The sequence below is a fragment of the Kribbella steppae genome (assembly GCF_004342025.1).
Classification (GTDB): domain Bacteria; phylum Actinomycetota; class Actinomycetes; order Propionibacteriales; family Kribbellaceae; genus Kribbella; species Kribbella steppae.
Genome location: NZ_SLWN01000001.1, coordinates 593,947 through 617,546 on the forward strand (window position 1 = coordinate 593,947; position 23,600 = coordinate 617,546).

At 68.0% G+C, this 23,600-nt stretch carries 28 protein-coding genes; 14 read left to right on the forward strand and 14 right to left on the reverse strand.

Annotation, left to right across the window (positions count from 1 at the left end):
- Positions 1 to 4: 4 nt before the first annotated feature.
- The 3 genes from EV652_RS02675 to EV652_RS02685 all read right to left on the reverse strand — a co-directional run bounded on the left by EV652_RS02675 (position 5) and on the right by EV652_RS02685 (position 5,783).
- A complete protein-coding gene (locus tag EV652_RS02675) occupies positions 5 to 2,827 on the reverse strand; it encodes a helix-turn-helix transcriptional regulator (RefSeq protein ID WP_369409990.1) in 2,823 nt (940 codons plus the stop codon).
- Between the two features lie 180 nt (positions 2,828 to 3,007).
- Positions 3,008 to 3,466: a hypothetical protein gene (locus EV652_RS02680; protein WP_132207312.1), complete on the reverse strand. Its 459-nt coding sequence runs from the start codon at positions 3,464 to 3,466 to the stop codon at positions 3,008 to 3,010.
- A 1-nt stretch (position 3,467) separates the two neighbouring features.
- Positions 3,468 to 5,783, reverse strand: a complete 2,316-nt coding sequence (locus tag EV652_RS02685) for a molybdopterin oxidoreductase family protein (protein ID WP_199237965.1) — start codon at positions 5,781 to 5,783, stop codon at positions 3,468 to 3,470.
- 95 nt (positions 5,784 to 5,878) lie between these two features.
- On the opposite strand from EV652_RS02685, the gene EV652_RS43895 reads away from it, so the two are divergent.
- The 5 genes from EV652_RS43895 (at position 5,879) to EV652_RS02700 (ending at position 7,824) form a co-directional block, all read left to right on the forward strand.
- Positions 5,879 to 6,040, forward strand: coding sequence for a hypothetical protein (locus tag EV652_RS43895; RefSeq protein WP_158441076.1), 162 nt, complete (start codon positions 5,879 to 5,881; stop codon positions 6,038 to 6,040).
- A gap of 114 nt (positions 6,041 to 6,154) precedes the next feature.
- A complete protein-coding gene (locus EV652_RS02690) occupies positions 6,155 to 6,817 on the forward strand; it encodes a uridine kinase family protein (protein WP_199237966.1) in 663 nt (220 codons plus the stop codon).
- 132 nt (positions 6,818 to 6,949) lie between these two features.
- Positions 6,950 to 7,126 (forward strand): hypothetical protein, encoded by a 177-nt coding sequence (locus EV652_RS43900; RefSeq protein WP_158441077.1) that lies wholly within the window; start codon positions 6,950 to 6,952, stop codon positions 7,124 to 7,126.
- A gap of 86 nt (positions 7,127 to 7,212) precedes the next feature.
- A complete protein-coding gene (locus EV652_RS02695) occupies positions 7,213 to 7,563 on the forward strand; it encodes a PRC-barrel domain-containing protein (protein WP_199238014.1) in 351 nt (116 codons plus the stop codon).
- Between the two features lie 36 nt (positions 7,564 to 7,599).
- Positions 7,600 to 7,824 carry a DUF7218 family protein gene (locus EV652_RS02700; protein WP_132207314.1) on the forward strand — a complete coding sequence of 75 codons (225 nt, stop codon included), beginning with the start codon at positions 7,600 to 7,602 and terminating at the stop codon, positions 7,822 to 7,824.
- An 80-nt stretch (positions 7,825 to 7,904) separates the two neighbouring features.
- Here EV652_RS02700 and EV652_RS02705 read toward each other — a convergent pair whose 3' ends face one another.
- From EV652_RS02705 to EV652_RS02735, 7 genes are all read right to left on the reverse strand, one after another.
- Positions 7,905 to 8,105 (reverse strand): hypothetical protein, encoded by a 201-nt coding sequence (locus EV652_RS02705; protein ID WP_132207315.1) that lies wholly within the window; start codon positions 8,103 to 8,105, stop codon positions 7,905 to 7,907.
- Between the two features lie 165 nt (positions 8,106 to 8,270).
- Positions 8,271 to 9,392: a tRNA dihydrouridine synthase DusB gene (gene dusB, locus EV652_RS02710; protein WP_132207316.1), complete on the reverse strand. Its 1,122-nt coding sequence runs from the start codon at positions 9,390 to 9,392 to the stop codon at positions 8,271 to 8,273.
- Between the two features lie 4 nt (positions 9,393 to 9,396).
- On the reverse strand, positions 9,397 to 10,083 hold the full coding sequence (locus EV652_RS43905) for a hypothetical protein (protein WP_158441078.1): 687 nt from the start codon (positions 10,081 to 10,083) through the stop codon (positions 9,397 to 9,399).
- Positions 10,084 to 10,085: 2 nt separating this feature from the next.
- Positions 10,086 to 11,471, reverse strand: a complete 1,386-nt coding sequence (locus EV652_RS02720; RefSeq protein ID WP_132207317.1) for a glycine--tRNA ligase — start codon at positions 11,469 to 11,471, stop codon at positions 10,086 to 10,088.
- Between the two features lie 91 nt (positions 11,472 to 11,562).
- Positions 11,563 to 11,853: an antibiotic biosynthesis monooxygenase family protein gene (locus EV652_RS02725; protein ID WP_132207318.1), complete on the reverse strand. Its 291-nt coding sequence runs from the start codon at positions 11,851 to 11,853 to the stop codon at positions 11,563 to 11,565.
- A 164-nt stretch (positions 11,854 to 12,017) separates the two neighbouring features.
- Positions 12,018 to 12,701 carry a hypothetical protein gene (locus tag EV652_RS02730; protein WP_132207319.1) on the reverse strand — a complete coding sequence of 228 codons (684 nt, stop codon included), beginning with the start codon at positions 12,699 to 12,701 and terminating at the stop codon, positions 12,018 to 12,020.
- Positions 12,698 to 13,192, reverse strand: coding sequence for a hypothetical protein (locus EV652_RS02735; RefSeq protein ID WP_132207320.1), 495 nt, complete (start codon positions 13,190 to 13,192; stop codon positions 12,698 to 12,700). The genes EV652_RS02730 and EV652_RS02735 overlap by 4 nt, the downstream gene beginning before the upstream one ends.
- 74 nt (positions 13,193 to 13,266) lie before the next feature.
- Between EV652_RS02735 and EV652_RS02740 the strand changes: the two genes are divergently transcribed.
- Positions 13,267 to 13,575, forward strand: coding sequence for a DUF6703 family protein (locus EV652_RS02740; protein ID WP_132207321.1), 309 nt, complete (start codon positions 13,267 to 13,269; stop codon positions 13,573 to 13,575).
- Between the two features lie 16 nt (positions 13,576 to 13,591).
- Here the strand turns inward: EV652_RS02740 and eboE are convergent, their stop codons facing one another.
- Together eboE and EV652_RS02750 are read right to left on the reverse strand one after the other, a co-directional pair.
- On the reverse strand, positions 13,592 to 14,746 hold the full coding sequence (eboE, locus tag EV652_RS02745) for a metabolite traffic protein EboE (protein WP_132207322.1): 1,155 nt from the start codon (positions 14,744 to 14,746) through the stop codon (positions 13,592 to 13,594).
- 124 nt (positions 14,747 to 14,870) lie between these two features.
- Entirely contained in the window at positions 14,871 to 16,175 is a 1,305-nt protein-coding gene (locus EV652_RS02750; protein WP_132207323.1) for a YibE/F family protein, read from the reverse strand.
- A gap of 52 nt (positions 16,176 to 16,227) precedes the next feature.
- Here EV652_RS02750 and EV652_RS02755 point away from each other — a divergent pair, with 52 nt between their 5' ends.
- From EV652_RS02755 to EV652_RS02770, 4 genes are all read left to right on the forward strand, one after another.
- Positions 16,228 to 17,217 (forward strand): metal ABC transporter substrate-binding protein, encoded by a 990-nt coding sequence (locus EV652_RS02755; RefSeq protein ID WP_132207324.1) that lies wholly within the window; start codon positions 16,228 to 16,230, stop codon positions 17,215 to 17,217.
- Positions 17,214 to 17,972, forward strand: coding sequence for a metal ABC transporter ATP-binding protein (locus EV652_RS02760; RefSeq protein ID WP_132207325.1), 759 nt, complete (start codon positions 17,214 to 17,216; stop codon positions 17,970 to 17,972). Before EV652_RS02755 ends, EV652_RS02760 begins: the two co-directional genes overlap by 4 nt.
- The gene (locus EV652_RS02765; protein WP_132207326.1) at positions 17,969 to 18,973 is read left to right on the forward strand and encodes a metal ABC transporter permease; all 1,005 of its coding nucleotides are present in this window, start codon (positions 17,969 to 17,971) and stop codon (positions 18,971 to 18,973) included. Before EV652_RS02760 ends, EV652_RS02765 begins: the two co-directional genes overlap by 4 nt.
- 69 nt (positions 18,974 to 19,042) lie before the next feature.
- Complete coding sequence (locus EV652_RS02770; RefSeq protein WP_132207327.1) at positions 19,043 to 19,438, forward strand: Fur family transcriptional regulator; 396 nt, start codon at positions 19,043 to 19,045, stop codon at positions 19,436 to 19,438.
- Positions 19,439 to 19,447: 9 nt separating this feature from the next.
- On the opposite strand, the gene EV652_RS02775 is transcribed toward EV652_RS02770, so the two are convergent.
- Complete coding sequence (locus tag EV652_RS02775; protein WP_206752081.1) at positions 19,448 to 20,107, reverse strand: hemerythrin domain-containing protein; 660 nt, start codon at positions 20,105 to 20,107, stop codon at positions 19,448 to 19,450.
- A gap of 72 nt (positions 20,108 to 20,179) precedes the next feature.
- On the opposite strand from EV652_RS02775, the gene EV652_RS02780 reads away from it, so the two are divergent.
- From EV652_RS02780 to EV652_RS02795, 4 genes are all read left to right on the forward strand, one after another.
- A complete protein-coding gene (locus tag EV652_RS02780) occupies positions 20,180 to 20,806 on the forward strand; it encodes a TetR/AcrR family transcriptional regulator (RefSeq protein WP_132207329.1) in 627 nt (208 codons plus the stop codon).
- Between the two features lie 56 nt (positions 20,807 to 20,862).
- Positions 20,863 to 21,351 carry a MerR family transcriptional regulator gene (locus EV652_RS02785; RefSeq protein WP_132207330.1) on the forward strand — a complete coding sequence of 163 codons (489 nt, stop codon included), beginning with the start codon at positions 20,863 to 20,865 and terminating at the stop codon, positions 21,349 to 21,351.
- Positions 21,352 to 21,422: 71 nt separating this feature from the next.
- On the forward strand, positions 21,423 to 21,923 hold the full coding sequence (locus tag EV652_RS02790) for an aldo/keto reductase (protein ID WP_255512567.1): 501 nt from the start codon (positions 21,423 to 21,425) through the stop codon (positions 21,921 to 21,923).
- Between the two features lie 82 nt (positions 21,924 to 22,005).
- On the forward strand, positions 22,006 to 22,503 hold the full coding sequence (locus EV652_RS02795) for a GNAT family N-acetyltransferase (protein ID WP_132207332.1): 498 nt from the start codon (positions 22,006 to 22,008) through the stop codon (positions 22,501 to 22,503).
- Here EV652_RS02795 and EV652_RS02800 read toward each other — a convergent pair.
- Positions 22,500 to 23,594: an S-(hydroxymethyl)mycothiol dehydrogenase gene (locus EV652_RS02800; protein ID WP_132207333.1), complete on the reverse strand. Its 1,095-nt coding sequence runs from the start codon at positions 23,592 to 23,594 to the stop codon at positions 22,500 to 22,502. The two genes, EV652_RS02795 and EV652_RS02800, sit on opposite strands and share 4 nt — an antisense overlap.
- Positions 23,595 to 23,600: the final 6 nt, after the last annotated feature.

Consider the following 23,600-nt stretch of genomic DNA (forward strand, 5'->3'; position numbering starts at 1 on the left):
GGCACTAGGCCGAGGTCGCCGCGCCCTGGGGCAGCATGCTGGGTATCTCTCTGCGGGAGGCGATGCCGAGCTTCGAGAACACCTTACGGAGGTGCCACTCGACCGTGTGGTGGCTGAGAAACAGCCTGGCGCCGATCTCGGTGTTGGTGAGCCCGTCGCCGGCGAGACGTGCGATCTGTGCCTCCTGAGCAGTGAGGGCGGTCGACGTCGTGACGGTCCGCTTTCCCACCTTCGCTCCCACGGCCTGCAACGCACGGCGCGCCCGTTCGGCGAACGCGTCGGCCCCGAACCGGCTCAGCATCTCGTGCGAGACGTCCAGCTGCGCACGAGCGTCGACGCGACGGTTCTCCTGGACCAGCCACTCGCCGTACAAGAGATGCGCGCGCGCCAGGTTGACGCGGACTCGAGTCCGGGACAGCCGTTCGATCGCCTCACGGTAGAGGCTCTCCGCGGCGTCGCCCTCGCTCAGCAGCGCACGCGAGTACGCCTCGACACCGAGCGCCCAGTCGGTGCCGCTGACCTGTGTCGTCTCCGAGAGCTGCTCGAGCGCGCCGAACGCCAGCTCCGAGGCACCGCTTCGTGCGGCTGCCTCGACCAGCTCGGCCAAGGCCCAGCGCGGCGCGCCGAACTCCTGCTGGTGTTCGGCTGCCGCTTGGGCCGCGGTCATTGCCTCCTCGTAGCGGGCGAGGCCGTTGCAGAGAACCGCATGGTGGCAGTGTGCGACGGTAACCCCGAGCCCCTGGCCGTACTGCGTGCCCTCGCTGACGGTGGCGTCGATCAGCATTCGTGCCTCGCGCTCGTGACCACGAACGGCAGCCAAGGCCAGCGCCCCGAAGGGCGGCTGATTGCTCCCGATGGCCGCACTCACCGTTCTCACCTCTTCGATCACGGACTCCGCCGCCGCAAGCTCCCCGGCGAAGACATGGACGACGGCGGACGAGTCGAGTGCAAGGGGAAGCTCGCTGAGCGCACCGGCCTCACGGATGATGGTCACGTGCCGGGCCGCGACCAGGTTCCAGCGCTCGAGGTCCCACAGATCCGCCGCGATGACCCCGGCAAGCAAGAGCCAGCGCAGCGACTCCTGGACAGGGACGTCCCCGTCACTGAACGCCCCGAGAACTCGCTCGATCATCGGCACCGACGGCCCGTAGCCGTCCATGAGACGCACAGCAAGGGCATCCAGCAGTTCGTCGGTCGCACGCGGCACCTGCGGCCGCGGCGCTCCGCGCGCTGCCTCGCCCACCTCCTGCCACCCTGGGCTGCGCGCCAGATGACCCGCGAAGATGACCGCCGCGACCGCTTCCAGGTAGGTCTCCCGAGCGGCCGCCACGTCGAGCTGCTCGAGTCGACGGGCGGCGGCGAGCAGCAGCGGCGGAGCCTCCGTTCCGCGGCCCTGCGTGAACGCGATCCCGGCATGCAGTACGTCGATGCGTGCACGGGTGAGCTCGTCGGGCGGTCCGGCCCTCGCCGTTGCGAGGAGAGCGGCCGCCGGCTCGAAAGCCCCGGCCTGGAACTTCGCTTGGGCAGCGTCCACTGCGCGCTGTGAGCGGCGGGCGGGATCATGCGTCAGCTCGGACGCGCGCTCGAGGAACGCGGCCACCGCCGCGATGCCGCCGCGAGCCCTGGCCCGCTCTGCCGAACGCTCGAGCTCCACGGCGACGTCCTCGTCGGGACCTGGTGCGGCCTGCGCCAGATGCCATGCGCGGCGATCGGGATCGAGGTCAGCGTCGATCGACGCCGCCAGCGCTCGATGTGCACTCTGGCGGTCCGTCAGGGATGCCACCCGATACACCGCCGAGCGCACCAGCGGATGCCGGAAGCGCACGTCAGTGTGCAGAGTCATCAGCTCAGAGGCCTCGGACGCGGCGGCGTCCACGTCGATACCCAACCGTTCGGCCGCCCGCTTCAGCAACCGCGCGTCGCCGACCGGATCGGCGGCTGCGGTGAACATCAGGCGTCGGGTTTCGGCCGGGAGCGACTCGACGCGGCGGAGGAATTCCCGCTCGATCTGGCTCGACAACGGCCGCGCCTCCGGATGCCCGAAGCCGCCGGCCAGCTCTGCTGCGATCCTCCCGCGGGGCAGCTCGAGCAGTGCCAGCGGGTTACCGCGCGACTCGGCGATGATGCGGTCGCGCACCCGCTGGTCGAGCGGACCGGTGACGACCGAGTCGAGGAGGGTTCGGGAGTCGCGCTCAGGCAGCCCCTCGACGGGCAACTCGGTGAGGCCGGCGAGAGTCTCGTCGGGTGGGGGTTCGCGGACGGCGAAGACAAGCACGACCGATTCCGCGTGCAGCCGGCGGGCGACGAACGCCAAGGTCAGTGCCGATGCTTGATCAAGCCACTGCGCGTCGTCGATGAGGCAGATCAGCGGCTGGTTCCCGCCGGCGTCCGCGAGGAGGCTCAGAACGGCCAGGCCGACGAGGAAGCGGTCAGGAGCAACCCCGGTGCGCAGACCGAACGCCGTGGCGAGCGCGTCTCGTTGCGGCCCGGGGAGGTGGTCCACTCCGGCGAGCAGTGGGGCACAGAGCTGATGCAGGCCGGCGTAGGACAGCTCCATCTCGGACTGGACGCCGGCAGCCCTCACGACGCGGCTGCCGCTTGATTGCTCGAGCAGATACTTCAGAAGCTCGGTCTTCCCGATCCCTGCCTCGCCACGCAGGACCAAGGCAGCGCTGCGGCCGGCCCTCGCGCCCTCCAAGAGGTCGTCAAGGGCCTGACACTCGTTTCGCCGCCCAATCAACCCGGCGCTTGAACGGCTGGGCGTCACCGATCGAGGGTAACTCCGACCGCGCCCCGGTCGATAGCCCGCCGATGCCGGATGTACCACCAGCCATGAGCACGGTGCTTCGAGTGACCTTCGTTGAGCAATGCGACCACCCAGAACCTGGGCCGGGTCTCCACCAGCGTGCCGGACAAGGGGAGGCAGACAATGAGCACAGACCCACCCACGCGGTACAGCGGCCCGGAGCAGCAGAGCGGGTGATCGCCTGCATGCTGGAGCCGCGTTTCAGCGAGCTGCGATGAGAGCCTGTGGGGCTGCCTGTTTGATGCGGGTCTGCAGCCAGGCGAGCTGGGTAGCCGTTTGCGACTGGCAGGCGGAGACCGTGTCCAGCAGGTCGCGATCGCGTAAGCCCTGCGCGGCCTGGCCGACCACGGTCCAGGTGATGTCCACGAACGACGCCAGGCTGTAGAGGTCCTGTAGGTCGCGCAGCAGCCCGACTCCGCCCGATCGGGCGCCGCTGAACTCGGCCGCCTTCAGCCGCTCCGGCTCCGTCTCACGCTGCTCGCCGTACCGCTCGACGAACGGCGTGAGCCGCTCCTCGTGACTGAAGGCCTGGCCGGACAATGCCTGGCAGGTGTGCTCGACATCGGGCTCGTCGCGATGCTTCGAACCGACCTCTTCGAAGGCGCTCCCGAGGGTGTGCTCGGCATGATGCAGAAGGCCGAGGTAGGTGGCCAGGTGCATGTCATTCACCTGTCTTCCGGACGCGCACTGCCGAAACCTTGAACATCGGCTGCTTGGAGACCGGGTCCCACTCGGTCACGGTCAGCTCGTTGGCGGCGCTGGGCGGTCCGCTCTCGTTGTCCCAGTAGCCGAAATGGAAGGGCAGGAATACGACTCCTTCGCGAGGCTCGCCGATCCTGACCTCGGCTTCCACCTGGCCCCGTCTGGACTCGACGACGGCTCGCTCGCCCTCGTGGAGGCCGAGACCTTCGGCATCCGGCTTCGACAGTTCCACCCAGACCTTCGGTTCGGCCGCGCGCAGGCGAGGCGCGCGTCCGGTCTTCGTTCTCGTGTGGAAGTGGTACGGCGAGCGCCCGGTCGTCGCGATCAGCGGGAACTCGTCCGTCGGGTGCTCCGGCGCTGCCGTGTACTCGGCCGCCTTGAGAAAGGCGCGTCCGCCCGGAGCAGTGGCCTTGTACTTGTCTGGCGTGGTCGATGCTCCGGTGAGCAGGTCGTGACCGTAGTCCTCGCAGACGTCCGGCTCGGTCGGGAAGACCCAGTCCGAGTAGAGCCGATCGGTGCCGTCCGGCGCGTCCGTCGTACAGGGCCAGGGAATGCCGCTGCCACCGCGCAGTACGTCGTACGTCAGTCCGGAATAGTCGCAGGGACGCCCGCGGCTGCACTCCTTCCACGCCTCGAATACCTCTTCGGGCGTCGACCACCGGATCAGCGGGCGATCGTCCTTGTCGCGGAACTCCATCCGGTGGGCGTAGTCGAGGAAGATGGCGAGGTCGCTGCGCGCCTGGCCCGGAGGGTCGACCGCCTGCTCGGACAGGTGGACCGTCCTGCTGGCGTTCGTGAAGGTGCCTTGTTTCTCGCCCCACAAGGCGGCCGGCAGCACCACATCGGCGTACTGCGCGGTCTCGGTCAGGAAGCCGTCCTGCACCACGAGGAACAGGTCGTCCTTGGCCAGGATGTCGCGGATCCTCGGTAGCTCCGGAAGGGAGACGGCCGGGTTCGTCGCCGAGATCCAGAGGAAATCGATCGACCCCTGTTCGACGTACCGCCACAGCTGCATCGCGTGCGTCGGCGGCGCCCAGTGCGGGATCACCAGCGGGTCGACGTTCCACAGTCGCGCGAGCTCGTCGATATGCGCGGGGTTCGCCCAGTTCCGGAAGCCGGGCAGGTCGCCGTCGGCGCCGCACTCGCGCGTGTTCTCCGCCGTGGGCTGGCCGTTCATCTGGAGCACACCACAGCCTGGGCGGCCGATCAGCCCACGCAGCAGGTGCAGATTGTTCACCTGGCACGACGCCGCGGTCGCCTGATGCGATTGGTAGAAGCCCTGGAGCACCGTGGACAGAACCCGGTCGGACGTGCCGAAGATCTCCGCCGTACGACGGATGGCGTCAGCGGGCACGCCACAGATCTCGGCAACCTTGTCCGGCGTGTACGGCGCGACGGTCGCCGCAAGGTCGTCGTACCCGATGGTGTGGCGTCCGATCCAGTCGTGGTCGACCCAGTCGTGCTCGATCAACTCTCGGAGCAGACCGTTCATCAGTGCTTGGTTCGTGCCGGGCAGTGGCGACAAGTGGACCCCGCCGGTCCGCCGCGCGATCTCGGCCACCGGAGTCGACCGTGGATCGACAGCTACGACCAAGGGTGTGTCGGGGCCTTGGACGCGATCCAGCACCCGCGACCACAGAACCGTTTGGGTCGCCGCCATGTTGTGCCCGAACAGGAACAGTGCATCGCAGGCTTCGATGTCGTTGTAGGTGCCGGGCTGGCCGTCCGAGCCGAAGGTCTCCTTCAGGGCGGCCGCAGCAGTCGCCGTGCAGAGTCTCGTGTTGCCGTCCATGTGCGGCGTACCGAGTCCAGCCTTCCCGATCACCGCGAGGGTGTAGTACTCCTCGAGGAACAGCTGACCACTGGTGTAGAAACCGTGGCGGAGCGGATGCCGCTTCTTCGACTCGGCGACGATCCGGTCCATGGCCTCGTCCCAACTCGTCTCGACGAGCTCGGAACCACGGCGAACCAATGGCTGCGTCAGACGGTCTTCATCACTCCACTGCCAGGAACCGTAGAGACCCTTGGGGCCGAGCCGGCCGTGGTTGATCCGATCGGTCGCCCGTCCGCGGACACCCACCATCCGACCGTCCTTGACGGCGATGTCGCACGCGCATCCGTTGCTGCACAGGACACAGGCCGACTGCACCCACCTCTCGACCTCTGCCTCGGCAACCGAAAGCTCCTGATCGACTCTGACCGGCCACGCGGTGTCCTTGGCGTGCGGAGTCCGGTCGCCCCAGACGTCCGCTACCCGATCTCGCACATCACCCATGAGCCCGCCGGTACCCGCCTGGGATGCCGATCATCCGATCCGTTTCCAGGCCTTCGACCGGGGTACTCGATGGTCCCCTAACAGGAGGAGTTGCCATGAGCACCACACCAGCGGTCCCCCCGTTGCCCGACCCGTTGGACCCCGACCGCCCGTTCCCCGGTCGTGGCCGACCAGAGGACGACCCGGACCTCACGCCGAACCCCGAACCCGAGATCGACCCGGACGAGAACCCCGACGAGCAACTCCCCCAGAACTGACCCCGACCTCAGAGACCTGATGCCGAGCACAACGGGCACGATGACACTTCGTGTGCTCATCGTTGGTGCTCTAGTTACGTGTGCCAGCCCATCCGGCAGACTTCGGTTGTGTTCATGAAGCCTGCCCCTGGTGAGCCGCTCGCGGAGCCCTGGGAGGCGGTGAGCTCGGCCGAGCTTGCGTCGAGAATTCTCGGCGGCCCGGCGGTGCCGACAGGGCGGCCGCTCATCGTGGCGATCGATGGTCGCAGCGGCTCAGGTAAATCGACCCTCGCGGATCGGCTGTCCACCGTCATCCCGCTGTCGACAGTTGTCCATGTCGATGACATTGCCTGGCACGCACCCCTGTTCGAGTGGACGGAGTTGCTGGCCACCGGCGTTCTCGAACCTCTCCATCGCGGCGAAGCTGTGTCGTACCGCCCACCGGCGTGGCAGATCCACGAGCGGCCCGGCGCTGTCGACGTACCGGCCGGACTCACAGCGGTGATCGTCGAGGGAGTAGGCGCCGGCCGACGCGAACTCACCGATCTCATTGATGTCCTGGTCTGGGTCCAATCCGACTACGCCGAAGCAGAGCGGCTCGGTATCGCCCGCGACATCGCTTCCGGCGTCAACGGCGATGCGGAGGCGGCGGTGGAGTTCTGGCACATGTGGATGGCAGCCGAGGTCCCCTTCCTCGAACGCGACCGCCCGTGGCAACGCGCAACCATCATCACCGCCGGCACCTCCCCGCACTCCCGGCCACACACCAACCTCATCGCTCCCCCGCTACCCACCTGAACGCCCCTGGGCACGGGGGCTTCACCCTTGCTCACGCAGAACGAACGGTCAGCAAACTGTGCCTTACGGTGGCCGGTTGGCGGGCACATGGATGCGGGTACAGGGGCCTCGACCGGCGAAAGGAGGCCCGTTATGTCGACGCCGTTCCCCCAGGATCCTGGCGATCCCACTGGGCCGTTCCCCGAGCCCGACGTCGATCCGGACAGCGCACCCGTCGATCCGGACGGCGTACCCGCGCCAGACCGAGAGCCGGACTTCGATCCCAACCCGGACTTGCCCGGCCGGCCAGACGCCGACCCACTCGGCTGAAGGGCAGACCTGACATTCCTCAGGTCGGCTCCCCCTGCACACCGCCCCACCCCTGCACGCAATGGAAGGCGGAATCAACAATGACCATGAGCGCGTTCGATCCGTGGAACTACCGGCACGACAGTGGCTACTCGTCCGGCGTGGATCTGGTCGGATTCAAGATCGCGGCCACCGACGGAGACATCGGCAAGGTCGACCAGGCCACCTACGAGTCCGGCACCTCAGGACTGGTCGTCGACACCGGCCCGTGGATCTTCGGTCGCAAGGTGCTGCTGCCGGCGGGCGTAGTAGACCGCGTCGACACTGATGAGGGCAAGGTCTACGTCGACCGCACCAAGGACCAGATCAAAGACGCACCCGAGTACGACGAGGACGCCGGCGTCGACGACGACTACCGGACTCGCCTCGGCGGCTACTACGGCGAGACCTACCGGTAGGTCGGTGAGACGTCGAACGCAGGCCAGGAGGTAGAGATGCCAGGGAAGTCGGCGAACGTCAAGAACGAGAAGCAGTACGAGGCTCTCAAGGACAAGGGGATGTCCAAGGAGCGCGCCGCCAAGATCGCCAACGCGCCGAAGTCGAGCGAACATGGCGGCAAACAGAGCGGCAAGGGCGGCAGCAGCAAGCAAGGCGGCACCACCGCCCAGAAGAAGGAAGCCGGCCGCAAGGGCGGCAAGGCAGCCGCGAAGAAGAACTGACACGACCCCGTGGGACCACCTGCCCGACGCACAGGCGATCCCACGGGGCATCAGTGAGAACCCTGCCCGGGCCGAGTCGATCACCCCGCCCGGTGCAGGAGATCCGGCCGACCTTCGTCGGAGTCCGGCGAGGGGATGACTTCGGCGCGGGCTTCGGTCAGCTGGTCGTCCACAATCGGGCCGGCCTGCTTGGGGCGAACGGGGCCGCCACCCAGCCGGCGATACTTCCACTGGCACTCGTCGTAGTCGTAGTACGTGTCCACTCCGCCAACGGTGATCACGATCGTCTCCGTCAGTGCGATCCATCAACCACCCGCCCGCTGCTGGACGGCGCGAGGCCGGTACCCGCAATTGCCTACGGCAATCGTCTGGATGTCCCAAGGCCGAGTGATCGAGAGCGTCCCGAAGCGGGCGGTGTTCTTTGGTCGGCCGTCGGCGGTGGGCGGTCAGCCGCCGGAGACGCCGAGCTCCGCGTCCGCGAGGTCGGCGGTCAACCCGTCGGTGTCGTCCAGCCAGCCCTGCGGCAGCACGATGTGGTCGCGCGGGCTGCCCTGACGGCCGCGGGGTGCACCGAGCTCTGCGACGGGGAACGGGACGGCCGGATCCAGTTGGGCAAGCAGTTCGTCCAGCTGGGTCAGGGATTCGACCATGCCGAGGGCCGCACGCAGTTCGCCGCCGGCCGGGAATCCCTTGAGGTACCACGGGACGTGCTTGCGGAAGTCACGGAGCCCACGCGGCTCCCCCATCAAGTCGGCCAGCAGTTCACCGTGACGCCGCATCACCGTGGCGACCTCGCCGAGCGTCGGCAGGTTCAGCGTCTCACCACCGGCGAACGCGACCGCGAGATCGCGGAACAACCACGGCCGGCCGAGACATCCACGACCGACGATCACCCCGGCGCAGCCGGTCTCCGCGACCATCCGCAGTGCATCACCGGCTTCCCAGATGTCGCCGTTGCCGAGCACCGGGATGTTCACCTGCCGCACCAGCTCGGCGATCGTGGACCAGTCCGCCTGACCCGAGTATGCCTGGGCCGCCGTACGTCCGTGCAAACCGATGGCCGCGGCGCCCGACTCCTCAGCGATCCGGCCGGCGTCGAGATAGGTCTGGTGCGCCTGGTCGATGCCGATACGTGTCTTCATCGTGACCGGTACGCCGTACGGCGTCGCAGCACGAACTGCCGAGTGCAGGATCGCGCCGAGCAGGTTGCGCTTCCACGGCAGTGCCGCACCGCCGCCCTTACGCGTCACCTTCGGGACCGGGCAGCCGAAGTTCAGGTCGATGTGGGCGACGCCGTACTGGTCGCACAGGATCTGGACCGCGCGGCCGACGTAGACCGGGTCGACGCCGTACAGCTGCACCGAGCGGACCGTCTCGCTCTCGTCGAACGTGAGCATGTCGAGCGATTTCTGGTCACCCTCGACGATCCCGCGCGAGGTGATCATCTCGCACACGTACAGCCCGGCGCCCTGCTCCGCACACAGCCGGCGGTACGCCGCATTCGTGATGCCGGCCATCGGCGCGAGCACCACGGGTGTGTCGATCGTCAGGTTGCCGAGCTTGAGCATTTGCTTAGGCCTTCGCCACCAGGACCTGGCCGTTGCCGGAGACCTGCGCCTTGTACGGCTGGACCGCGTTCGTCGTGCTGGTGACGTCGCACGCGATGCCGGCGCCGGAATGCTTGACCACGGCAACATCATCCATCGTGCAGGTCACCTTGGCCGCATCGGGCGCGGCCCGCAGGACGGCGTCGACCACCTTCGGCTTCACGATCGCGACCGACTCGGAGGTGAACTTGTACGACGCGGTGTACGTCTTCGCGTCGACCGTCAGGGTGCCCGTGTAGGCCTTCCCGCCGTACGTGACCGTGCAGGTCAGCTCGTGCTTGCCGGGCTTCTCGACGTCTGACATGCCCGGGCACTTCACCGTCGTGGCGGCGGTCTTGCCGGCCGCGATCTGCGCCTGCTTGGCGATCGCGAACTGGATCCGCTCGGCCAGTGGGGCGTCGTTCTCGGGCTCGCCGGTGACCTTCGGCGTCGGCCACGGCTTCGACGGTGTCGGCAGCGGGGTGAGCGACGGCGTGGACGCCGTCGGAATCGGCGCGCTGGACGGAGCCGAGGCGGACGGAGCCGGGGTGCTGGCCGCCTCCGGGTCGCTGTCCGAGCAGGCGGTCAGTACGAACACCGCGATCGCGGACAGGCTGAAGACGGTCAGTCCGAACCGGATTCCCTCCGGCGACAGCTTGCGCCGTACCCCCATCGTCAGCAACCGACCAGGTGCTGGGCGAGGTAGCCGGTGACCTCGGTGAGCGCGACCCGCTCCTGCTTCATCGAGTCGCGTTCGCGGATCGTCACCGCCTGGTCGTCGAGGGTGTCGAAGTCGACGGTGATGCAGTACGGCGTCCCGATCTCGTCCTGGCGGCGGTAGCGGCGGCCGATCGCACCGGCGTCGTCGAAGTCGACGTTCCAGTTCTTCCGCAGCTCGCCGGCCAGGTCCTTCGCCTTCGGGGACAGCTCGGCGTTCCGCGACAGCGGCAGCACGGCCGCCTTCACCGGGGCCAGCCGCGGGTCGAACCGCAGCACCGTCCGCTTGTCGACACCGCCCTTCGCGTTCGGCGCCTCGTCCTCGGTGTAGGCGTCGAGCAGGAACGCGAGCACGTTGCGGGTCAGGCCTGCCGCCGGCTCGATCACGTACGGCGTCCAGCGCTCACCCTTCTCCTGGTCGAAGTACGACAGATCGGCCCCGGAGTGCTTGGAGTGGGTGGACAGGTCGAAGTCGGTCCGGTTCGCGATGCCCTCGAGCTCGTCGAACTCCTTGCCGCCGAAGTTGAACCGGTACTCGATGTCGACGGTGCGCTTCGAGTAGTGGCTGAGCTTCTCCTGCGGGTGCTCGTAGTAGCGCATGTTCTCCGGGCTCAGGCCGAGGTCGAGGTACCAGTCCCAGCGGGTCTTCAGCCAGTACTCGTGCCACTCCTCGTCCGAGCCGGGCGCGACGAAGAACTCCATCTCCATCTGCTCGAACTCCCGGGTCCGGAAGATGAAGTTGCCCGGGGTGATCTCGTTGCGGAAGCTCTTGCCGACCTGGGCGATACCGAACGGCGGCTTCTTCCGCGCCGTGCCCATCACGTTGGCGAAGTTCACGAAGATGCCCTGTGCGGTCTCCGGGCGCAGGTAGTGCAGCCCTTCCTCGGACTCGACCGGGCCGAGGTAGGTCTTCAGCAGGCCGTTGAACATCCGCGGCTCGGTGAACGTGCCCTTGTTACCGCAGTTCGGGCAGGCGATCTCGGCCAGCTTGACCTCGTCGGCGTCCTTGTTCTTCCGCCGGGCGAAGTCCTCGCGCAGGTGGTCGTCGCGGAACCGCTTGTGGCAGGACTGGCACTCGGTCAGCGGGTCGACGAACTCCGACAGGTGACCGGAGGCCTCCCACACTTTGGTCGGCAGGATCACCGACGAGTCCAGCCCGACAATGTCGTCACGGCTGGTCACCATCGCCCGCCACCACTGGGTCCGGACGTTGTTCTTCAGCTCGACACCCAGCGGCCCGTAGTCCCAGGCCGACTTGGTTCCACCGTAGATCTCGCCGCACGGGTACACGAAGCCCCTCCGCTTGCTGAGGCTGACGACGGCATCGACGGTTTCCACGGGCACTTTTCGACTCCAGTAACGGCACTTTGCAACTCGGAAGGGTCCAGGCTATCGGTCCTACCGGCCCCTGGTGGAATCCACGCGGAGATCGGTGCTACGGCAGGAAGTCGGGCAGGTCGTCGTACGCGCTCGGCTCGTCGATCGCCAGCGAGAGGAGCGGCACCGCGGTGAGCTTCACCTCGTACGGCGACAACGCCCGCCGGTAACTGCCGATGTTCTCCCATTCCATGGTCAAAGCGATCAATTCAGGGTCGTCAACGTTCCACCCAGCCCGGGTCGCCACGAACCCCTTCTGCTTCCGCAGTACGTCGACCGCAGCCTGCAACCGTACTGCGAACTCCGCTTGCTCGGCCTCCGGAACCCGAAACCTGATCACCACGAACACGCACCCACCCTATGCACCCCCACCCACACCCAGCCCACCCGGTAGCCAGTGGGCTCGGACAGGAACCGGTGGGGCGAGACAGGAAATACCCTGTCCCAACCCACGAGTGGGTGTCTCAGCCCCGCGACTCCAAGCAAAGCGGCGGCGTCCCGGCAGCCAGCGCGTCAGGCACGGGACTGGGTGTGGCGGGTTGGCCAACCGGTGGGGCCTGGGCGGGCGTTGATCGGTCGTGGGGGTCCAGACGATGTGCGGGGGCCGGCGCGCGGCCTGCCCGATGCCTCGGCGTACGACCGGGGTCGTCCGGCGCTGAGGGTCAAGGGCCGAGAGGAGACGAGCGGTTGCTGGCCGGTCCAGGCGTGGGCGATCGCGCGTTTGGTGTCGAGCTCGGCCTGACGGCTCGCCTTGCTGCCACCGGAGTCCGCGGGGCGGTCGCCGAAGCGATCGAGACCGGGCTGGCGGTCGGCCGGGTGGCGGTTCAGGCGAGCGCAGACGTGGGCGTAGATGTTGTTCGAGCCGTGGCGCGGTTTGATCGCCAGGAGCTCTCGCCGTGGCAGCTCGCCCGGCGCACCGGGCCCGATCTCCCGGAACACCAGACGGTAATCAGCCTTCTGCTCCGGATCCGACTGCACATACCCGACGACACAGTCCCGCAGATCCCCCTTCCCGGCCTCATACCCCAACGCATGATGCCCGTCGGTGCTACCGGAGCTGAGCTGCTCGATCTGTCGCAGAACCTGCTGTCGCAGGAACACCTTGCCGGAATCACGCCGAGCGTCAGCCGCGAGCCGTTGTAGGTCGTCGACGAACTTGTCGGTGAGTAACAGCTCGTAGCCCGAACGACTGCTCACGGTTCGTTGCCTTCACGGCGAATCTCCTCCAGGTCTTGAACAGCCTCCGGCCCCATCAGCGCCGCGATCTCGTCCACGCTCACGGGGCGGCTGCCTGGCAGGGGTTCTGTGGCGTAGGTGCGGACGGTGGGGTCGTCGACCACGCCGGCTGGTGGTTCGTCGTCGCCGCGCAACTGCCGGTACTGCGCTGTCGACAGAACGACCGCCTCCGGTTCGCCCGCCTCGCCCCAGACGACCGGCTCGCCAGACCCGGCGCGCGCGGCCTCCAACACGGCGGCCAACCGCTCCGCCAGCTCGTCTGGCTCGAGCACGTCCGTGCCGACGGCGAACTTCGCCTCGCCGCCGAGGTCTTCGAACTCGTCGTACGTCAGCAGCACCGCTTCGGGCACGCCTGCGCCGAAGCTGAAGGCACGCGTGCGGCCCGCGCGGAACCGCGCCAGGACGGCGGGCAGGTCGGCGCGGATGTCGTCTACGGAAGGCAAACCGGTCATGCCCTGAATCTATTGGTTTCCGCGCCACCGGTCCGAAGTTATCCACAACTCCGCGCGCCTGGAACAATAGGAAGATGAGTTCCCCGAGCAGTCAGCCGGCGAGTCCGCTCCGGCAGCGGATCACCAAGTTCAGTTACCCGTACGTGGCGAAGCTGCACGGGATGCCCAAACTCACCCTGCCCGGCATCACCCTGGTCCTGGCCCTGGTCGGAGTCCTCGCTCCGGTCCCGTTCGCCGTACCCGCGCTGATCCTGCTGGCCCTGTTGCTGGCCTGGCTCGGCTTCCTGTCCTGGCCGGTCGTCGGCACCGGCGCCCGCTTCCTCCGGATCTTCTCGATCCTGATCATCCTGATGTTTGCGGTGTCGCGGATCGCCAACGGCTGAGCTCGTCGTCCGCGAGTCAGCCTGAGACGTGCTCGAGGCCCAGCGCGGTCAGGCGATCGCGCAGCCAGCCGAGTTCTTTGGCGATCTTCTTCGCCAGCGTCTCGGGTGTCTTGGGTTTCCGCGGCCACGCATACGGCTCGGACTCGAGGTGATGAGTGAGCGGCTGACCGCAGCCGACCAAGCGGGTCAGGCAGTCCTCCAGTACGGCGGTGGTGCCGCTGAGCGGATCCGGCAGCGAGCAATGCGCCGGGACGTGGGCGTGCATCCGCCACGCTGCGTGGCCGGACAGCTGGTACGCCAGCTCCACATCGTCGACCCCGGGCCCGCACCACTCCCGGACCTGGCGCAGGTACTTCGGGTCGCCGAGGTCCGCAAGCCGCCGCCGGGCACCGGTATCGGAGGGATCCACGAGCTGTGGAGCCGCCGACAGTTGCGCCTTCACCACATCCACGCCGGCTCGCCACAGTGTCTCGAACGCGTCGTCGGGCTCCTCGAACTGGACGGCGAGGTGACAGGTGTCGAACCCCAGTCCGATCCGCGACGCACCGCCGTACGGGCTCGCATAGCGGCTCAGCCATCCGGCGGCCTGCGGGATCATCTCCAACACGCAGCCCGGTTCGGGTTCGACCGCGACGCGGATCTTGCGACCGGTGCGCTGCTCGGTCCGCTCCAGGTGCCAGTCGAGCCGCTCGAACGCCTTCTGCGCGGCCGCATCACGCGCCTTCGACCAGGGCACCCGCCAGGCCAGCGGGATGGTCGAGATCGATCCGTACGGCGCATCGCGCGGAAGCAACGCGGCGAGTACGTCGACCAGGTCGAGGGTGTAGCGCAGTCGTTCGGGCTCGGTCCAGTCCGGGCAGTAGAGCTTGGTGCCGATGACCTGGTCCTTGAACGCCGAGTGCGGGATTCCGTTGAGTGTGACGACTTCCAGCTTGTTGCGAGTGAGCGCGCGGCGCAGCTTCGTGACCGCGGTCGGCGAGTTCGCCAGTCGGTCGGCCAGCGGGCTCGCGAACCACAGGCCGACGCCGAGGAGCGGTACGTCGAGCTCCTGGCGGACCAACGACGCGCAGCCGTCCAGCCCGGCGATCACTCCGTCGAGGTCCTCGGCCGGGTGCACGGTGGCGCTGTAGCCCAGATGGACGGTCGACCCGTCCCGATGCCGGAATCTCATCCGACCTCCTCACCCCGTCGGCCACGAAAAGTAGTGGGGGGCGAACTTTCCGTGACCTAATACGAACTGTAGAAGGTCAGACGACTCGCTGTGAAGGTCTGATTCCCTTTTGTAACAAGGGTTTTCAGGCAGGGTCAGCGCCGAGGTGCTCCGGCGCGGTGGTGATCAGGTCGCGGGAACGGTCGGCCACGGCCATCGCAGCGAGGGCGGTGGTCAGCGGTACGGCGGCAATGATCCCGAGGCTGCCGACCAGGCCGCGAACCACTTCCATGGCCACCAGTTCGGTGGAGAGGACGTACTGACCGGGCAGGCCCTGGATGGCGAAGGTGATCAGGATCGGCAGCGCAGCACCGGCGTACGCCAGGACCAGGGTGTTGACCACCGAGGCGACGTGCGTGCGGCCGATCCGCAGGCCGGCGCCGATCAGCTCGGTGCGGCTCGCCGACGGGTTCGCGGCGGACAGTTCCCAGACGGCGGCGGCTTGGGTGACCGTGACGTCGTCGAGTACGCCGAGGGCACCGATGACCATCCCGGCCACCAGCAACCCGGCGAGGTCGAGGTTCGGTGCGAACTGCTTGGCCGTCGACGCCCCCTCGGACGCGAGCCCGCTCAACTGGCAGAACTTGGTGAAGAACCAGCCCAGCCCCACCGTCAGCCCCAGCGCCGCGATCGTGCCGGACAGGGCGATCGAACTCTCGGCATTGATCCCATGCGTGAGGTACACCGCGACCGTCATGATCACGGCGCCACCGACGACCGCGACCAGCAACGGACTGGAGCCCTTGAGGATCGCCGGCAGGATGAACTGGGTCAGCATCACCGCCGTGACGCCCAGCGCGATCAGCGCCGCGAAACCTCGCCAGCGCGACAGCGCCACCACCGCGATCGCGAAGATCAACGCCAGCACGAGCAGCGGCTTGGTCCGGTCGTGGTCGACGTACTGGTACTTCTCGGCGATCGTCTGCGCATCGGTCTGGACGCCGAGCATGACGGACTGCCCCACCTTGACGGGGATCGCCACCTGACCCGTCTTCGGCACCTCGACCGGCACCAACTGCCCCTTGTCCGCGCCGGTGGTCAGCTTGACGGTCGCCTGGTCGCACTGGGCCTTCGCGTCGGTGCACGCCTTGATCGCCGCGACCTCGCCGCGGGCGGTTTCGGTCTGGTACGACGCGACCTTCAGGCCACCGCCGGGCCACATCACGATCATCGCGACCACGGCCGCCGCGATCAGCGGGATCAGGATCGCGGCGACCACTATCCGGACGCGGCGGGCGACGATCGCATCCGAATCCACCACCGAGGTGTCGACCACGTGCTCACCGTGCCCGTGGCCGTGACCATGCCCGTGACCTGCGGGAATGTCGAGACCCCGGCGTCGGTTGGCCCGGTGGTCGGCTCGTCTGCGTCCAGCGTTGCGGGTGGCCATCGGTCAACTCCCTGTTTTGACAACCAGTTCCAATTAAATGAAAATGATTGTCATGAGATCTAGTACTCGTGCTGTTGTCGCCGGCGCCACCGCCCTGGTCGCCGCCTTCACCCTGGCCGGATGCGGCGGCGACAACGCCGCCAGCGGCTCCGGTGGCGACAAGCTCGACGTCGTCGCATCGTTCTACCCGCTCGAGTTCATCGCCCGGACAGTGGGGGGTGACGCGGTGAACGTGACCACCCTGACCGCACCCGGTGTCGAGCCGCACGACCTCGAGCTCACCCCCAAGCAGGTCGGCGGGATCGCCGAAGCGAAGCTGGTCGTCTACGAGAAGGGCCTGCAGCCCGCGGTCGACGAGGCGATCGAGCAGAACGCCAAGGACGCCGGTTTCGACATCGCTCCGGCGGCCAAGCTGGAGGCGACCGGCGCCGACTTCGAGGAGCACGAGGAAGGCGAGGCCCACGCGGAGGAGGGCAGCACCACCGCCAAGCCCGCCGCGTTTACCGAGGCCGGCAACGAGGCTCTCGACCCCCACTTCTGGCTGGACCCGGTCCGGTACGCAGACGTGGTCCAGGCGGTGACCGACAAACTGGTCGAGACCGACAGCGCCAACGCCGACGGCTACAAGGCCCGGGCCAAGACCCTGCTCGCCGAGGTCGGCACGCTCGACTCCGAGTACAAGACCGGTCTGGCGACCTGCAAACTCAAGACGTTCGTGACGAGTCACCAGGCCTTCGCGTACCTCGCGAAGCGGTACGGTCTGACGATGGTCGGCATCGCCGGGTTCACCCCGGACGCCGAGCCGACCCCCGCCCGGATCAAGGAGGTCCAGGACATCGTCAAGAAGCAGGGAGTGACCACGATCTTCTACGAGGAGCTGGTCAGCCCGAAGGTGGCCGAGACGATCGCCCGGGACGTCGGCGTCAAGACCGCCGTACTGAGTCCGATCGAGGGCCTGTCGGACGCCAACTCCCAGGAGACCTACCTGACGCTGATGCGGGAGAATCTGCAGGAGCTCCGGAAGGCGAACAGCTGCGCGTGACACCACAAGACACTGGTGGAAAGGCCGTCCAGGTCGCCGATCTCTCGGTCGACCTGGGCGGTCGTCTCGTGCTGCGCGGCGTCGATCTCCAGATCCGCCAGGGCGAGGTGGTCGCCATCCTCGGCACCAACGGCTCCGGCAAATCCACGCTGATCCGGACGGTGGTCGGCCTGCTCCCCGCAGCTCGCGGCGAGGTCCGGCTTTTCGGTACGCCGGTGCCACGCTTTCGGCAGTGGCGACGCGTCGGGTACGTCCCGCAACGCATTACCGCGGCCGGCGGCGTACCGGCGACTGTGGCTGAAGTGGTGTCGTCCGGGCTGCTGTCCAGGCGGCGGATGTTCACCCCGCTGCGGGCCGCGCAGAAGCAGGCGATCGACGAGGCGCTGCAGGTCGTGGACATGGCCGACCGGCGCAAGGACGCGGTCGCCGAACTGTCCGGCGGGCAGCAGCAGCGGGTGCTGATCGCGCGGGCGCTGGTGTCCGATCCGGAGCTGCTGATCCTCGACGAGCCGACGGCCGGGGTCGACCTGGCCAGCCAGCAGATCTTCGCCGACGCGATCCGCGAGCGGGTCGCCCGCGGCACCACCGTGGTGATGGTCAGCCACGACCTCGGCCCGATGGACGCCCTCATCGACCGTTCCGTCGTACTGCGTCGCGGCCGGATCGTGTACGACGGCCCGCCGCACGCGTCCCAGACACACGCGCACGTCCACCACTCCCACGGTGGCGACGAACCTGGATGGCTGTCGTCATGAGCATGTTCGAACTCGAGTTCATGCAGCGGGCGCTGATCGCCGGTCTGCTCACCGGGCTCTCCGCACCCGCGATCGGGACCTACCTGGTCCAGCGCCGACTGTCCCTGATGGGCGACGGCATCGGCCACATCGCGATCACCGGTGTCGCACTGGGCCTGCTCACCGGGACTGCACCGGTTCTCACCGCCGTGATCGTCGCCATCGTCGGTGCCACCGCGATCGAGCTGGTGCGCGCCCGTGGGAAGGCCAGCGGCGACGTCGCCCTCGCACTGCTCTTCTACGGCGGAATCGCGGGCGGTGTACTGCTCATCGGCCTGGCCGGACAGGGCGCTGCCACGCTGAACACGTATCTGTTCGGCTCACTGACCACGGTGTCGCCGAGTGATCTGTACGTCGTCGTCGGGCTGGCTGTCGCCGTACTGGTGGTGGCGATCGGACTGGGACCGCAGCTGTTCGCGGTGTGCCAGGACGAGGAGTTCGCGCGAGTCACTGGCCTCAGAGTGCAGCTGCTGAACCTGATTATCGCTGTGATGGCTGCAGTCACTGTGACGGTGGCGATGCGGACAGTGGGATTGCTGCTGGTCAGTGCACTGATGGTCGTGCCGGTGGCGACGGCGCAGCAGATCACGCGTTCGTTCCGCAGTACGTTCGTCACGGCGTGTGCGATCGGCGTACTGGCGTGTCTGGCCGGCATCGTCACGTCGTACAACGCGAACGTGGCTCCGGGCGCGACCATCGTCGTACTGGCGCTGGCCGGGTTCGCGGTGGCGGCGACGGTCGGGACGCTGATCCGGCGGCGGCAAGGACGGGTCGCACCGCTCGCTGACGAGGAGCCCGAGGTCGGCGTACCCGCGCCCGAGCCCCACGTTGTGAGCGACGGGCACCCGCACGCGCACAACCCGCAGTGCGGGCACACCAAGGTCGAGCACGGCGACCACGTCGACTACGTGCACGACGGGCATCTGCACGCGGCGCACGGGGACCACTGGGATGAGCACTAGGTTGTTGACCTCTGAGAGAATTGGCGGGGTTACCGGGGAAATCACGGTGACGGAGTGACAGGAGGAACGGTGGCCATCGGAACACGCTCGACCCGTCAGCGCGCGGCGGTCGCGTCCGCGCTCGACAATCTCGACGACTTCCGGACCGCCCAGGAGATCCACCAGGAGCTCCGGGGCGCGGGCGAGGCCGTCGGCCTGACCACCGTCTACCGCACCCTGCAGGCGCTCGCCGACTCGCGCGAGGTCGACGTACTGCGCACCGCCGACGGCGAGACGGCGTACCGACGCTGCTCGAAGGGGCACCATCACCATCTGGTCTGCCGCAGCTGCGGCCGCACAGTCGAGGTCGAGGGACCGGCGGTGGAGCGCTGGGCGGACAAGGTCGCGGCCGAGCACGGGTACGCCGACATCAGCCACACGCTGGAGATCTTCGGCACCTGCGCGGAATGCCAGCAGACCTCCTGACCGGGGCGGTCAGGTTCCGCGGACCGAGGCCACGAAGCGCTGATACCGGCGGCGCCCGATCAGCCGCCAGACAACCCTGACCGGGGCCGGCAGGCCGGCCAGCATCCGGGCAGCCTCGTCGGGACGCGCGGTCTCGAGGAGCTCCCCCAGCGCGGTGAACCGCTGGTGCGGCTTGAACTTGCTGAACGCAACCTTCCCCAGGTGGTCCCACTCGGCCTGAGTGATGTGCACCGCGATCAGCGGCACCACGTCACGCTCCTCCTCCGCGAGATGCTCGGCGAGCCGAGTCGAGATGGTCTCGAGGGCCGCGGCGAGCGACTCCGCGGCGGCGACCGTGGGCGCAGCCTGCCAGGCCGCCATCTCTCCGCGAGCCGTCTCGACCGCCTCGTGTACGCCGACGTGCTGCTGCTCCATGCGGTGAATCACAGTGGCCGACAGATCGGCGCGATCGAGCAGCAAGGGCCAGAGCAACTCGTCCTCGCTCGAGTGATGAGCGTGCAACCCGTCGAGCTGAAAATCGATGTACTCGGCCACGGCAGCAGCCCGGGACTCCGCGCCCGCGGCCACCACGTGGTCTCTCGCCTGCTCGAACCCCCGCCGGATCACGCGGTGGATCAAGGCCATCTCCCAGGGATCCGATGCCGTCACGGCACTGCTCGGTGTAGCCATTTGTGCCCCCATGCGCTTGATCCGTTCACTAGTGATAGTCACTAGTGAACGACTACTGCTAGTTTGGGTCGGGTGGCGAAGGCTGTCAATACACCGAGGCGCACCCGGCGCGAGCAGGCGGCGGCGACCCGGGAACGGATGATCCGCGCGGCGATCGAGGTCTTCTCCGAGGCGGGTTACGTCGGTGCGCGGATGAGCGACATCGCCACCAGTGCAGGCGTTGCCGTGCAGACCGTGTACTTCACCTTTCACACCAAGGCCGAACTACTGCAGGCGTGCTTCGACCACGCCGTGCTCGGACCGGACCGGCTACTTCCGATGGAGCAGCCGTTCCTCACCGATCTCGCCACGGCGGAGTCCGGCCGGTCGGCGGTGACCGCCTTCGTCCGGGGCAACACCGCGATCCTGACGCGGGTCGCGGCCATCAAAGAGGTCGCCGAGTCGGCGCCACACGAACCTGACGCCGCCGCCGTGGTCGAGCGCACTGAAGGTTTGCGTCGTGAGGGCTTGGGCCAGATCGTCGAGCTGATCGCCGAGCGCTGGGGCCTGCGGTCCGGTCTGGACGCTGCCGAGGCCACCGACCTGCTGATGATGCTCTCCTCGTCCGGACCGTATCTCACGCTGCGGCGCTACGGCTGGAGCGAGGAGAAGTACGCCGCCTGGCTGACCGAAACGCTCGCCCGGGAGCTCCTCGCCTGAGTGCGCTCCAGGTCACCTTTGCCTTTGAGCGCACTCTAAGGCGTACGGTCGAAGACATGAACACGACCGGCATCCTCACCACTCCCGAACGGCGGCAGGCATTCGTCGACCGGTACGAGGTGCCGCCGCTGACGCCACTCGATCCCGAGCTGCTCCGACTGCTGGACCTCCCCGACGACCTGCCGGAGCACCTGAGCATCGCCGAGGCGGCCGAGGTCACCGGGCTCACCGCCCACACGCTGCGGTACTACGAGCGGATCGGGCTGGTCCACGTCGGTCGGGACAAGGCCGGCTACCGGTACTACGACCGGCAGGCGCTGGCCCGGATCGTGTTCATCACCAGGCTGCGGCTGTCGGACATGCCGATCAGCACGATCAGCCACTACCTGGAGCTGGTCGAGCAGGGCGAGGAGACCGCACCGCAGCGGCTCGCCCTGATGGAGGAGCACCGGGCGACGATCCAGCGGCGGCTGCGGGAACTGCAGGCGGCGCTGGCGGTGACCGACTACAAGATCACCACGTACGGCGGACACGCCACTCCGTAATTGTCTTCTGCCTGGCCGACCGTCGTCGTGACGTCCGTCGGCGGGCGGAGCCATGCCAAACGGCGGACACGATCCGGCGCGCGCACGCCATCCACCCGATCACGGCGGTGCAGAGCGAGTGGTCGCTGTTCAGCCGGGACATCGAGGAGTCGGTCCTGCCGACGTGCCGCGAGCTCGGGATCGGGATCGTGCCTTACTCACCGCTCGGGCGCGGGATGCTGACCGGCGCTGTGCCGCAAAACCTCGACGCCGACGACTACCGGCGGACATTGCCCCGCTTCACCGGCGAGAACCTCGACGCCAATCTGGCGCTGGTGGACGAGATTCGGACGGTTGCTGCCCGCTACGAGGCGACGCCCGGTCAGGTCGCGCTTGCGTGGGTGCTTGCTCAGGGCAATGATGTGGCGCCGATCCCGGGGACCAAGCGGCGGAAGTATCTGGAGGAGAACGTGGCGGCTCTCGAGGTGCTGCTCTCCGAGGATGATCTGGCCGCGCTGTCGAAGCTGACGCCGGTGGGTCCGCGGTACCCAGACATGACCTGGGTCGACCGGAGTACTGCACCACTGGGGTGATAAACTGCTCTGCAGTAAGCCTTCCGCTGCCCGCGGGAGGCTTTTCTGCGTTCTCATCCCCTTTCCTGTTGTGAGGAGACCCATGTCTGATCTCGTCGTACGCCGTGCCGGTGAGGCCGATCGGGTGGTGCTGGAGCGGTTGTGGCTGATGTTCCGGCACGACCTGTCGGAGTTCCAGGGGCAGTTGCCGCGGCCGGACGGGAGTTACCGGAGTGAGCGGCTCGAGTCGGTGCTGGCGGGTGACCCGGACTGGGCTGGATACCTGTTCTCCACCGGGGAGAATCCGGTCGGGATCTCCTTCGTCCGTGCGTTGACGCAGCCTGTGCGGGTGATGAATACGTTCTTCATCGTCCGTCCGGCGCGGCGGAACGGGTTCGGGCTGCGCGCCGTCCAGGAGGTCATCGCGCAGCATCCTGGGCGGTGGGAGGTGCCGTTCCAGGGGAACAACGCGACGGCGGTGCGGTTCTGGCGGCGGGTCGCGGCGTCGGTGGCCGGCGATGCGTGGACCGAGGAGACGCGGCCGATCCCGGGCGATCCCGACGCGACGCCGGATGTGTGGATCTCGTTCTCGGCCGTTTAGAAGAGCACGACCGAGCGGAGGACGTCGCCGTGGTGCATCTTGGTGAACGCGGCCTCGACCTCGTCCAGCGCGATCGTCTCGGAGACGAAGCGATCCAGCGGCAGCCGGCCCTGGAGGTGGAGATCGATCAGCAGCGGGAAGTCGCGGGTCGGCAGGCAGTCGCCGTACCAGCTGGACTTGAGTGAACCGCCGCGACCGAAGAAGTCCAGTAACGGCATCTCCAGCGTCATCTCCGGGGTCGGTACGCCGACCAGGACCACGGTGCCGGCCAGGTCGCGGGCGTAGAAGGCCTGCTTCCACGTCTCCGGCCGGCCGACCGCGTCGATCACCACATCCGCGCCGAACCCACCGGTCAACTCCTGCACGGCCTCGACCACACCGTCGTGGTCAAGGCCCTTGGAGTTGATCGTGTGGGTCGCGCCGAGCTCCTGGGCTGTTGCGAGCTTGCGCTCGTCGATGTCGAGGGCGATGACCTTCGCCGCGCCGGCGAGCCGGGCTCCGACGACGGCCGCCGTACCGACACCACCGCAGCCGATGACGGCGACCGAGTCACCGCGGCCGACGTTGCCGGTATTGATGGCGGCGCCGAGGCCGGCCATCACGCCGCAGCCGAGCAGTCCGGCGACCTCGGCCTTGGCGGCCGGGTCCACCTTGGTGCATTGACCGGCGGCGACCAGCGTCTTCTCGGCGAACGCGCCGATGCCGAGCGCCGGTGAGAGTTCGGTGCCGTCGGCAAGGGTCATCTTCTGCTCGGCGTTGTGCGTGTTGAAGCAGTACCACGGGCGACCGCGCAGACAGGCACGGCAGTTGCCACAGACAGCCCGCCAGTTCAGTACGACGAAGTCGCCGGGCTGGACGTCGGTGACACCGGCGCCGACCGACTCCACGATCCCGGCCGCCTCATGACCGAGGAGGAACGGGAAGTCGTCGTTGATGCCGCCCTCGCGGTAGTGCAGGTCGGTATGGCAGACGCCGCACGCCTGCACCTTCACCACCGCCTCCCCCGGTCCGGGATCCGGGATCGTGATCTCCTCGATCGAGACCGGCTGACCCTTACCCGCCGCCACCACACCACGCACCGTCTGAACCATGCCCCG